Origin of the sequence: Collinsella sp. wc0529 (assembly GCF_046116875.1) — a bacterium.
Taxonomy (GTDB): domain Bacteria; phylum Actinomycetota; class Coriobacteriia; order Coriobacteriales; family Coriobacteriaceae; genus Collinsella.
Window position 1 is genome coordinate 25,939 of record NZ_JBJXBO010000001.1, and the last position, 12,410, is coordinate 38,348.

Consider the following 12,410-nt stretch of genomic DNA (forward strand, 5'->3'; position numbering starts at 1 on the left):
AACAGGCACCTTTGTGGTGGTTTTGACCCATCCCAGCGGTTTGTCTCAATCTGTAACATCTAGACCGTTAAAAGTCGTCTTACTGTTACAGAATGAGATGTTCGTCCCGACGCCTGCCTTTTGTCTCGATCTGTAACAGATAGAGCCGATTTGCCCGCCCAGATGTTACAGGTTGAGATATTTGAAGATCGGGATAGAGAGCCAGCTCCTATGTGGTGGTTTTCCAGTTTGCCAACGATATACGCGCCGGCAAAAAAGTCTGCTATACTCTTTCCCGCTGTCCCCATCGTCTAGCGGCCAAGGACGCCACCCTTTCAAGGTGGATATCGCGGGTTCGAATCCCGCTGGGGGCACCACAGAATCTGAGAAGCCCGTTACCAATTCGGTAGCGGGCTTTTTGCTACCCATGCGCCGGGATTCGAACCCGACAGGGTGCGGAGCTGAGGAAACGCGAAGCGTTTTCCAGCGCAGCACGCAAGGAGCGAAGCGACGCGGCGAAAGCGGGCGGCGTCAGCCGCACGCGGACATCCCGCTGGGGGCACCATTTAAACTGAGAAGCCCGTTGCCCTTGCAGTGACGGGCTTTTTGCTACCGATATGCCTGGATTCGAACCCGACAGGGTGCGAATCCCGGCATCATCGCAAGGCCTGTGGGCAAAAAATAGCAAATATGAGTACTGTCACCAATTTAGTAACAGCGATTTCATGCCATCAGAAGGCGATTTAGACGCCAGGGGGGTGGCGCGCGCAGACGTGGTGTAAGAGTGTCCTGAGGTCCGTCGCTGCAAGCCCCGATGTTACTCCTTCTTGAGGCCGCGCTTCTCGACTATCTCGTCCACTATCTCCCTGGCGCGCCGCCCGAGCGCGCGGCGCCTCCCCTCTGTCGGGGCCGGCCTGTCCGCGGTCTCGGCGAAGCCCTCGGCGGCCGAGGCCTCGGAGAACACGCGCTGCTGGGACCACTGCCCCTCGGTCTCCATGAGGCTCGCGCACGTCAGGCGCAGCATCGACTCCCTCGAGGGGAAGGACTGCACGACCCTGTAGCGGCGCTTGATCTCGCGGTTGGCGCGCTCCTGGACGTTGTTGGTGCGGAGCTTGGCCCAGTGCGCCCTGGGGAAGGCCGTGAACGCCAGCGCGGAGTCCTCGGCCTGCTCGAAGACCTCGCCGGCCCTGGCGGACACCGACGCCACCCAGGGCGCCGCCTCGGCCCACACGCAGCGCGCGAGGTCGGGGTCGTCCTGGTAGACCGCGGCGTGCACGAGGTCCCTGACGGCCGCCTTGGAGTCCTCGGGCCTGCCCGAGCAGGCGCTCTGGAGGTTGCGCTGCAGGTGCGTCACGCAGCGCTGCCAGGCGCAGCCCTGGAACAGGCGCGAGACGGCGGCCACGAGCCCGGCGTGGCTGTCGGAGACCACGAGGCGGACGCCGGCCAGCCCGCGCTCGCGCAGCCCGCCGAGGAATGCCGCCCAGGAGTCCTCGCTCTCGGTGTCGACCACGTCGCAGCCCAGGAAGTGCTTGCGCCCGTCGGCGCCCAGCCCGATCGCGGTCACGACGCCCTGCGAGACGACCGACGAGCCGACCCTGCAGCTCATGTAGGTGGCGTCGAGCCACAGGTAGCAGCACGGCGTGCCCGAAAGGTCGCGGCGGCGGAACTCCGCCACCTCGGCGTCGAGGTCGGAGCAGAGGCTCGAGACCTCCGAGCTCGACAGCGAGGATATGCCCAGCTTGGACGCCACGCGCTCGACCTTGCGGGTGGACACGCCGCACACGTACATCTCCTGCACGATGGCGGCCACCGAGGTGTCGACGCGCGACCATCGCGCGAGCATGCCCTCGGGGTAGTAGGTGCCGTGCCTGAGCTTGGGTATCTCGAGCTCCACGTCGCCCACGGCGGTCTTGAGCGACCTGGGGCGGTAGCCGTTGCGGCTGTTCTCCCTGCCGTCGCTGCGCTCGTTGCGGCTCGCGCCGCACATCTGCTGGGCCTCGGAGTCCATCAGTGCGTTCATCACGCCGCCCAGCACCCTGCACGCGAACTCGCGCGCGTCGCCGCACTCCTGCCAAAGCCTCGCCGCCTCGAGGGCCTCGTCGCGACCGAGGCGCAGTACACTCTCTTCTTGGGGCATCGCCTTTCCTTCCATTCGTCACCTTCATTACTCCAACGACGAATTCTAGGCGGTGTCCCCTCCCTTTCAAGAAAGGGCGGAGGCGGGGCATGCCCCGCCTCTTACACCACATCTCTGTGCGCTACCGCCAGGGGTCCTACGGCGAAAGAATTGCAGGCGTTTATCAGCTAAGTACTTGAACATATGTTGTGTAACACTGCATATTTTGCAAAAAAATAATGCTACAGGACTTGTGACAGTACTCATATTTGACGTTTTTTGTCCACGCCCCCTTATTGCGTGGGCGAATCAGGTGCAAAACGGGCTTCAAAGCGCCCTTCGCAAACAAAAACCGGGGCCCGCATGATGCGGACCCCGGCTCAATACCGTGACGATATGTCAGTTACGCTCTACACGTAGAACAGGATGTCGTCATAGGTCGGGACCGGCCAGTAGTCGGCGGCCACGATCTCCTCCATGGCATCCACGGCGGCGCGCAGCGTATCCATAGCGGGAACGACCTCATGTGCATACACGTTGGCCTGCTCCTGACCATCGAGGCCCTCGGCCTTCTGATGCACGGCGTCGAGCGCCTTGATGGAGTCGTTGATGGTGGTGATACCGTTGCAGAGCTTGTTGAGCGTGTTCTGCTCGCACTGCATGGCGGCCTCGGCACCGGCGGCACGAATAGTCTCAAGGCCCTTAGCGACCTTGGTGGCATATGCGGTAATGACCGGGCGATAGGTACGACGCGCCTCGCGAACCATCGTGGTGGCCTCGATGTTCATGAGCTTGTTGTACTTCTCGAGCTTGCAGTCGTAGCGGCACTGAGCCTCGGCCTTGGTCAGGACACCCGTCTCCTCAAAGAGCGCGATGGCCTTTTCGGAAACAAAGGCGGGCAGGGCGTCGGCCGTGGTCTTGTTGTTGGCAAGGCCGCGCTTCTCGGCCTCGACGGGCCACTCGTCGGAGTAGCCATCGCCGGAAAAGAGGATGCGCTGGTGGTCGGTCAGGACCTTCTTGCAGTACTCGAGCGCAGCGTCCTGGAACTCATCCTCGGGCGTACCCTCAAGCGCGTCAGCGAAGGACTTGAGCGACTTGGCCACGGCGGCATCGAGCACCAGGTTGGAGTCGGAGACGTTCTGCTCGGAGCCGCAGGCACGGAACTCGAACTTGTTGCCGGTGAAGGCAAACGGGGAGGTGCGGTTGCGGTCGGTGTTGTCCTGCATCAGCTTGGGCAGAGTATCGGCGCCCAGGTCGAGCACGCCGCGCGTGGCATGGACGGAAGCCTTGCCATCGATGATCTTCTCGACGACCTCGGTAAGCTGGTCGCCCAGGAAGATGGACATAATCGCCGGAGGAGCCTCGTTGGCGCCCAGACGATGGTCGTTGCCGGCCGAGGCAACAGAGGCGCGCAGGAGTTCCTGATAGTTATCGACGGCCTCGATCACCGCGGTGAGGAAGACGATGAACTGCAGGTTGTCGAGCGGGGTGTCGCCCGGATCGAGCAGGTTCTCGGACTCGGTGCCAAGCGACCAGTTGTTGTGCTTGCCCGAACCATTGATGCCCTCAAAGGGCTTCTCGTGTAGCAGGCAGACCAAGTCGTGGCGGGAGGCGATGAGCTTCATCTTCTCCATCATGACCAGATTCTGGTCGATGGCCTCGTTGACCTCGCCATAGACAGGGGCGAGCTCATGCTGGCAGGGAGCAACCTCGTTGTGCTTGGTCTTGGCGGGAATGCCAAGCGCCCACAGCTCATCGTCCAGATCCTTCATATAAGCCGAGACGGTGGGGCGGATAGCGCCAAAGTAGTGCTCCTCGAGCTCCTGGCCCTTGCAGGGAGCAGCACCAAAGAGAGTGCGGCCGGTGATGACCAGGTCCTTGCGCTTGCGGTAGGCGTCCTTCTTGATCAGGAAGTACTCCTGCTCGTCGCCCACGGAAGGAACGACCTTCTTGGGGGTCTTACCGAACAGCGCCAAAACGCGCTTAGACTCACGCGAGAGCGCGGTCATGGAACGCAGCAGCGGGGTCTTCTTGTCCAGGGCCTCGCCCGTGTAGGAGCAGAAAGCCGTGGGGATGCACAGGACATCGTCCTTGATAAAGGCGGGGCTAGTGGGGTCCCAAGCGGTGTAGCCACGGGCCTCGAAGGTAGCACGCAGGCCGCCGTTGGGGAAGCTCGAGGCATCGGGCTCGCCCTGGATGAGGTTCTTGCCCGTAAACTTGGTAATGGCGGTGCCGTCGTGGTTGGGCTCCAGGAAGCTGTCGTGCTTCTCGGAAGTAATGCCCGAAAGCGGCTGGAACCAGTGCGCATAGTGCGTCGCGCCCTTGGAGATGGCCCAGACCTTCATGGCATGGGCAACGGCGTTGGCCACATCCAGGTCGAGCGGCTCACCGCCCTCGAGGGTTGCAGCAAGGCGCTTCCAAATGTCCTTGGGGAGGTAGTCCTTCATGACTTCCTCAGAGAACACCATGGTCCCGAAGCGGTCAGTAAGTTCGGCCATACGGAACTCCCTTCGTATCGGCACCGCGTGAGAAGCGGTGTTGATTACTAACGAACGAGTCATAGCTTAGACTCGCCGTGTTTCCGCGACATTACCGTTATGTTGCTGTCGCGAAACCAATCAATGAGGTTACCCTATCGAGGCGGCGTTGCCACCCTCAACAGCCAATCAACTGCATAAATTGCAGACCTCTCCCCATGGTTTAAGGGTAGTCAATTTGGGATTGAGCTCTATTAACTGGTATTTTGCATCAGATACCAGTCTTTATAGTCCGTGCCTAGATTAGCCGCTCTGTTATAGAGAAAGCCGATAGCAAGGCATCTTTGATTGGTATCCCCGAATAACGAGTGAAACTCCACCGTGACACAGTGGTGCTGTAGAATCCTTACAACACATCACACTATTACGTATCTAGAGGAGCACGATATGCGCGTCGACGAGGTTTTTAAGCAGGCAGCATCCCAGGGTACCGCACCCGTTTCGTTTGAGATGTTCCCGCCCAAGGGCGAGCTTACCCTCGATACGGCTCGCGAAGTGGCAGGCAATCTGTGCAAGCTTTCGCCGAGCTTTGTCTCGGTCACCTGCTCGGCCGGCGGCTCGGGCAACGGTGCCACCACCGCCCCCATCGCGCATATGATTACGAGCGAATTCGATACACCCTCGGTGGCACACCTTACCTGCGTGGGCCGCTCGCATGCCGATATCGCCGCCAAGATCGACGAGTATCGCACCGCCGGCATTGAAAACATTCTGGCCCTGCGTGGCGATCTCCCTGCCGGCGCGACCGAGGACGACAAGCCCGCCTCGGACTACGCCTACGCCCGCGACCTCATCCCCGAGCTCGTCGACGCCGGCTTTTGTGTGGGCGCCGCAGCCTACCCCGAGGGCCACATTGCCTGTGAGGACCTCAACCTCTCGGTCGAACACCTCAAGCAAAAGCAGGACGCCGGCGCAAGCTTCTTTGTGACGCAGCTCTTCTTTGATAATGAGTGCTTCTACCACTTCCGCGAGCTTGCCGACAAGGCCGGTATCACCGTGCCCATTACCGCGGGCATCATGCCGTTTATGGGCAAGTCGCAGATCAGCCGCATGGTCTTTATGTGCGGCGCGTCGCTGCCCTCCCCCGTCATCAAGATTCTCGCCAAGTACGAGAACGACCCCGAGAGCCTGCAGGCAGCTGGTGTAGATTATGCAGCCCGCCAGCTTTGCGACCTCAAGGAGCACGGCGCTGACGGCCTGCACCTGTACACTATGAACCGTCCTGCGATCGCCGCGACCATTATGGAGCGCCTGGGGTAATGGAAAAACCGCACATCGATACAATCGCTGTCGAAGTGCCGGCCGACCTTGCGTCGCCGGCGCTTTACCGTGTCGATGCTGCGCACCATCCCCGCGTCGACCGTGCCGAGATGCTGCGGTATCTGGGTTACGGCGGCCAGCAGATTGAGCCCGAGTTGTCGCAGCGTATTGAGCTTGTGGTCGAGCGTCTGGAACTGGACATTGAGCCCCGTGGCGTGCGACGCGTGTTTGCCGTCGATGCCACGGGCGTTGACGAGCAGGGCGAGCCCAGCATCCGTCTGGTTGGCACCAACGTTGAGCTGCGAGGTCGCGATATCTATCGACATCTCAAAGATGCCCGCTTTGCCGCGCTCATGGCATGCACCCTCGGCATGGACGCCGAGCGTCGCCTGCGCACCACGGGAGCCCAACATCCCCTGGAGGGCGCCGTGCTCGACGCCGCGTGCTCTGCTTACGTGGAAGCCGCCGTTGAGCAAATGGACCAGCAGGTCAAGACGGACGCCGCCGTTCATGGGCTCGCCGGCAACTGGCGCTTTAGTCCCGGCTACGGTGACTGCCCGCTCTCGGCCCAGCGCTCGATCGTCAATGCGCTCAACGCCACGCGGCTCATCGGCCTGACCGTCACACCCACCAGCCTGCTCATGCCCACCAAAAGCGTGACCGCGGTGATCGGTCTGTTTGACGGCGAAGTCCACGACGCCCAGACCCGCCCCACCTGCAATATCTGCCGCATGCGCGAGAACTGCCGCTTCCGCGCCGCCCACACCACCTGCTATTCCAGCCATTAGGAGCCCCCGATGTTTACTCCGCTTATCACTCATGATTCTGACGGCACTGCATTGGCGGCACCCGTTGATGCCGCACGTCGCAACGGTGCCACGTACAAGACGCACACGATCGACGATCTGCGCATTAAGGACGATCGCCTGCGCGCCGCCATCGAGGGCACGGGGCACCTGCTGTTCGACGGCGGCATGGGCACCATGTTGCAGGCCGCTGGCATGAAGGCGGGCGCCCTGCCCGAGTCGCTCAACTTTGAGGAACCCCAGGTCATTACCGACATTCAGCGCCAGTACGTCGAGGCTGGCTGCGACGTGATTACCGCCAACACCTTTGGCGCCAACGCCCACAAGCTCGACGGTGCCGCCACCGTGGCAGACGTCTTTGCCGCCGCTGCCGCCTGCGCCCGCGAGGCCGGTGCCCACTACGTCGCCGGCGATATCGGCCCCATCGGCGCACTGCTTCGCCCCCTGGGTACCCTGAGCTTCGACGAGGCCTATGACCTCTTTGCCGAGGAGGTGCGCGCTGGCGTCGCCGCGGGTGTGGACCTCTTTATTATCGAAACCATGACCGACCTGGCCGAGATCAAGGCAGCCGTCCTCGCCTGCCGCGAAAACTCCGACCTGCCCGTCTTTGCCACCATGACCTTTGAGGAAGACGGTCGCACCTTCCTGGGCACGAGTCCCGAGGTGGCCGCCATCACGCTCGACGCCATCGGCGCCGACGTTTTGGGCATCAACTGCAGCCAAGGACCGGCCGAGCTTCGAGGACTCGCCGCGCGTATGCTCACCGTTACCGACAAGCCCATTATGGTGCAGGCCAACGCGGGACTTCCCCATGTGGACGACGACGGCAATACCGTCTTTGACATCCAGGCCCCCGAATACGCCAAGGCCGTCGCCGGCATGATCGCCGACGGCGTGAGCGTCGTGGGCGGCTGCTGCGGCACCACGCCGGCGCACATGGCAGCGCTGCGCACGCTTATCGACAACCACACGCCCAGCCCGCGCCGCCGCAAGCCCAGTATGTCGGTCACGAGCGCCCAAACGGTCGTGGACCTTCCCTGCGACGGCCACAAGATCGCCGTCATCGGCGAGCGCATCAACCCCACCGGCAAAAAGCGCCTGCAGCAGGCCCTGCGCGACGGCGACCTGGACTACGTCGTGAGCCAGGGCATCAGCCAGCAGGAACAGGGCGCCGACATCCTAGACGTCAACGTGGGCCTGCCCGAGATCGACGAGGTCAAGATCATCCAACAGGCGACCGAACAGCTTCAGGGCTCCACGCTGCTGCCGCTGCAGATCGACTCCACCGATCCCGCCGCTGTCGAGGCCGCCGTGCGCCGCTACGCCGGCAAGCCCATCATCAACTCGGTCAATGGCAAGCAGCAGATCATGGATGAGATCTTTCCGCTGGTCGCCCACTACGGCACCAACGTCGTCGGCCTCACGCTCGACGAAGGCGGCATCCCCGATACCGCCGAGGCTCGCTTCGCCATCGCCGAGCGCATCGTGGCCGAGGCTGCCCGCTACGGCATCGGACCGGACCGCATCCTCATCGACTGCCTGGTCATGACCGCCTCGACCAATCAACGCCAGGCCGAGCAGATCCTGCGTGCCATGTCCCTGTGCAAGGAGCGCCTGGGCGTCAAATGCGCACTCGGCGTGTCGAACATCAGCTTTGGCCTGCCCGCTCGCCCGCTGCTGGGTTCGGTCTTTTTGGCCGCCGCCTTCGGCGCGGGCCTGGACGCCCCCATCATGAACCCGGGTTCCAAGCGCTTTATGGATACCGTCTACAGCTATCGCGTCCTGAGCGTTGAGGACGAGGGCTCGACCGGATACATCGAGCGCTATGCCGGCTGGACCGATCCGTACAAGATCGCCGCCAACCCGGCAGCTGCTCAGGCAGTATCGACCGACGCTGTGCCCGCTGCTGGCACCGCCGGCACCGACGGCAACGACGACCCGATTCGTCGCATGGTCGTCTCGGGCCGCAAAGGCGAGATCGCTGCCGAGACCGAGCGCCTGCTGGCCGACCACGACGCCATGGACCTCATCAACAATCACTTTATCCCCGCCCTCGACGAAGTTGGCGTCCTCTTTGACCAGGGCAAGTTCTTCTTGCCGCAGCTCATGGCCTCGGCCGAGGCCGCGCGCGTGGGCTTCGACACCATCAAGCGCCTGATGCCCGCCGGCGAGATCGCCGACAAGGGCAAAATCTGCGTGGCCACCGTTAAAGGCGACATCCACGACATCGGTAAGAACATCGTCAAAATGCTGCTCGACAACTACGGCTACACCGTCTTTGACCTAGGCCGCGACGTCGACCCGCAAGAGGTGCTCAAGACCGTACAGGAGCGCGACATCAAGCTCGTCGGCCTTTCGGCGCTTATGACCACCACCGTCGTGGCCATGGAAGAAACCATCGAGTTGCTCCATGCCGAGGTTCCAGGCGTCAAGATCATCGTAGGCGGCGCCGTACTCACCCCCGAATACGCCAAGCAAATCGGCGCGGACTACTACGCCAAGGACGCCGCCGAAAGTGCTCGTATCGCCGAAGAGGTCTTTGGGCAGTAACACAACGGAAACAACCGAGCACCAAAACGTGCCGCACGCGCCACTTGGCACGTGCGGCACGTTAGAATAGATAAGACTATGCTCGTTTTGGTAGATAGGAGCGCAAGGATGGCGATCACGCCCGCAGAAATCGCGGAAACCCGCGGCATGGTTGAGGAGCAGAACCTCGACATCAGGACCATCACCATGGGTGTTTCGCTCATGGGTTGCGGCGACGAGAACCTCGACCGCATGTGCACGAAGATCTACGACCACGTGACGCACACGGCTGAACACCTGGTCGAGACCGCCGAGAACCTCGAGCGCGAGTACGGTATCCCCATCGTCAACAAGCGCGTTTCCGTCACCCCGGTGGCGCAGATCGCCGCGTGCTGCAAGGATGAGGACCTCACCCCCATCGCGCATGCCCTCGACCGCGCGGCCGAGACGCTCGGCATCGATTACCTGGGCGGCTTCTCCGCACTCGTCCAGAAGGGCATCGGCGACGCCGACCGCCGCGTCATCCAGTCCATCCCCCAGGCGCTCGCTACCACGAGCCGCGTCTGCTCCAGCGTCAACGTCGCTAGCCTGCGCGCCGGTATCAACATGGATGCCGTGCTCATGGCCGCGCAGACCATCATCGACGCCGCCAAGCTCACGGCCGACCAGGACTCCGTCGGCGCTTCCAAGTTTGTCTGCTTTGCCAACATGGTCGAGGACTCCCCGTTTATGGCGGGCGCCGTCCACGGCGGTGGCGAGGCCGACGCCGTCATCAACGTAGGCGTCTCGGGCCCCGGCGTTATGGCCGCAGCCCTGGAAACGCTGCCCGATTCCGCATCGATGATGGAAGTCGCCGAGAAGATCAAGCAGACCGCCTTTAAGATCACCCGCGCCGGCGAGCTCATGAGCCGCGAGGCCGCCCATCGTCTGGGTGTCGAGAAGGGCATTGTCGACCTGTCGCTGGCTCCCACGCCTGCCATCGGCGACTCCGTCGCGCGCATCCTCGAGATCATCGGCGTGGGCACCTGCGGTGGCCCCGGCACGACCTGCGCGCTCGCCATGCTCAACGATGCCGTCAAGAAGGGCGGCGTCATGGCCAGCTCCAGCGTGGGCGGTCTCTCCGGCGCCTTTATCCCCGTGTCCGAGGACGCCGGCATGATCGCCGCCGTCGAAGCCGGCGCGCTTTCGCTCGAGAAGCTCGAGGCCATGACCTGTGTGTGCTCCGTCGGCCTGGACATGATCGCCATCCCCGGCGACACCCCGGTCGAGACCATCGCCGGCATCATCGCCGACGAGATGGCCATCGGCGTCATCAACAACAAGACCACGGCCGTCCGCGTGATTCCCGCCATTGGCAAGGGCGTGGGCGACTGCGTCGAGTACGGCGGCCTGTTCGGCCGTGCGCCCATCATGCCGGTGAACCCCAACGCTGGCACCGTGCTTGCCCACCGCGGTGGACGCTTCCCGGCACCGCTGAACTCGCTGAAGAACTAGCTGAGGGGACTGGCGAGGAGCCCCGGGGAGGGCAAATATATAAGGTCGCCTGCTCGGACAGTCCTGACTCACACGGAGAGCACATTAAGTGCTCTCCGGCTCGTGCGGAACTCGCGATCGACCTTATATATTTGCCCTCCCCGGGGCTCCCGCACAACGGGACCTCGGTTGGGTTCTATCCCGGTTGCAGTCGCTTCGCTCCTGCACCACTTGACTGGTGCGGTGGTTTGGCGTTGGAACGGTTCTTTTTCTGATATATGCTGGTTGCGGCTCTTCTTTTGGGGGGGAGTCGCTTTTTTGTTGCTAGGAGGTTGGCCCGTGGTTGATGGGGATACTCGTTCTGAGCTGCTTTCTGCGGATTGGAATGGCGAATGGATGCGTCTGCAAGCTGATCGGCGGCGGGCTGATGATTCTTTTGAGTGGGATAAGCGGGCTCGGCATTTTCGGCCGCTTGAGACTGCCCCTTATGCTCGGGATTTTATGAAGCTGTTGGCGCTTGAGCCAGACGAGTCGGTGCTGGATATGGGGTGCGGGGCTGGGTCGATTGCTATTCCGCTTGCGCAAGACGGGCATCCCGTGATTGCCGCTGATTTCTCCCCCGCCATGCTGGGCACACTTGATGCCGGCATTGAGTACTACGGGCTCGAGGGGCGCATAACGCCGCTTGAGCTTGCTTGGGATGATGATTGGGATTTGGTTGGACCGGTCGCGAAAGCGGTGGATGTTGCCTTTGCCAGTCGGTCGGTTACGACGACCAATCTAAAAGGCGCGCTTGCCAAGCTTGATCGTACGGCTCGTCGGCGTTGTGCTGTCACGATGGTCGCCAACTCCAGCCCGCGCTATGATCTGCACCTGATGAACGCTATCGGCGCCTCCGTTACCTGCAGCAATGGCTTTGTGTATGCCTTTAACATCCTTATTCAGATGGGTGCGCTGCCGCAGGTCACGTATTTTGAATCGCCCCGTCGCGACACCTTCGATAGCCTTGAGGCGGGCGTAGCAGATTTTTCCCGTATGCTCGAGCATGGCAACGAGGATAAGATCGACCGCCTGCGCGACTACATCGCTCAACACATGATTGAGAATCCCCGTGCCGGCGAGCCGGGCTCCAAGGGCGTACCGCAGGGACGCTACATGCTCGACCACGTCCGCAAGGTCCGTTGGGCGTTTATTGCATGGGAGCCGGTCTCTGCGCCCAGCTCATAGCCTGTTCGCAGCCCGCACTGCCCACTCACTCGGCATCCGCATTCTTTTTGAACTGGGCAAACGCGCTCCACACCGCGCCGTTCCTGCGCTATCGTGGGACAGCTCACGTAGATTAAGGCCCCGTCGCGGGGCGCCCCATACATAGAAAGCGAGAACCCATGGCACTGACAGGAGCCCAGGTCAAGCAGCTTCGCAGCATGGCCCATCACCTCAACCCCGCCATCATCATCGGCAAGTCCGATGTCAACGAGGGCACCGTCGAGCAGACGGTCGCCTACCTGGAGAAGCACGAGCTCGTTAAGTGCTCTGTGCTGGACGGCTCCAGCCTTTCTGCCCGCGAGGCCGCCGAGGAGCTCGCCGAGCGTTGCCACGCCGAGGTCGTCCAGGTCATCGGCCGCAAGTTCTCACTGTATCGCGAGTCCTCGCGCAAGGACATCGAGAAGATCAAGCTCGTCTAAGAGCCAATGATCCGGCGATCCAACA

The 12,410-nt window shown here is 62.3% G+C and carries 8 protein-coding genes and 1 tRNA gene; 7 read left to right on the forward strand and 2 right to left on the reverse strand.

The annotated features are described in order from the left end of the window. Positions 1-279: 279 nt before the first annotated feature. Positions 280-356 (forward strand) — tRNA-Glu (locus ACKUTP_RS00130). 440 nt (positions 357-796) lie between these two features. Here the strand turns inward: ACKUTP_RS00130 and ACKUTP_RS00135 are convergent. Further along, complete coding sequence (locus ACKUTP_RS00135; RefSeq protein ID WP_409063237.1) at positions 797-2,131, reverse strand: IS256 family transposase; 1,335 nt, start codon at positions 2,129-2,131, stop codon at positions 797-799. A gap of 374 nt (positions 2,132-2,505) precedes the next feature. Continuing rightward, positions 2,506-4,593 carry a glutamine synthetase III gene (locus ACKUTP_RS00140; RefSeq protein ID WP_409063238.1) on the reverse strand — a complete coding sequence of 696 codons (2,088 nt, stop codon included), beginning with the start codon at positions 4,591-4,593 and terminating at the stop codon, positions 2,506-2,508. Positions 4,594-5,019: 426 nt separating this feature from the next. Here ACKUTP_RS00140 and ACKUTP_RS00145 point away from each other — a divergent pair, with 426 nt between their 5' ends. The 6 genes from ACKUTP_RS00145 (at position 5,020) to ACKUTP_RS00170 (ending at position 12,385) form a co-directional block, all read left to right on the forward strand. Further along, positions 5,020-5,892, forward strand: a complete 873-nt coding sequence (locus ACKUTP_RS00145) for a methylenetetrahydrofolate reductase (protein ID WP_409063239.1) — start codon at positions 5,020-5,022, stop codon at positions 5,890-5,892. Next, complete coding sequence (locus ACKUTP_RS00150; RefSeq protein WP_409063240.1) at positions 5,892-6,680, forward strand: hypothetical protein; 789 nt, start codon at positions 5,892-5,894, stop codon at positions 6,678-6,680. The genes ACKUTP_RS00145 and ACKUTP_RS00150 overlap by 1 nt, the downstream gene beginning before the upstream one ends. Before the next feature lie 9 nt (positions 6,681-6,689). Then, positions 6,690-9,248, forward strand: coding sequence for a homocysteine S-methyltransferase family protein (locus ACKUTP_RS00155; RefSeq protein WP_409063241.1), 2,559 nt, complete (start codon positions 6,690-6,692; stop codon positions 9,246-9,248). Between the two features lie 108 nt (positions 9,249-9,356). Beyond that, positions 9,357-10,721, forward strand: coding sequence for a PFL family protein (locus ACKUTP_RS00160; protein ID WP_035136908.1), 1,365 nt, complete (start codon positions 9,357-9,359; stop codon positions 10,719-10,721). Between the two features lie 480 nt (positions 10,722-11,201). Continuing rightward, entirely contained in the window at positions 11,202-11,927 is a 726-nt protein-coding gene (locus tag ACKUTP_RS00165) for a class I SAM-dependent methyltransferase (protein WP_409063242.1), read from the forward strand. 158 nt (positions 11,928-12,085) lie between these two features. After that, the gene (locus ACKUTP_RS00170) at positions 12,086-12,385 is read left to right on the forward strand and encodes a YhbY family RNA-binding protein (RefSeq protein ID WP_006234690.1); all 300 of its coding nucleotides are present in this window, start codon (positions 12,086-12,088) and stop codon (positions 12,383-12,385) included. The last annotated feature ends 25 nt before the right edge of the window (positions 12,386-12,410 follow it).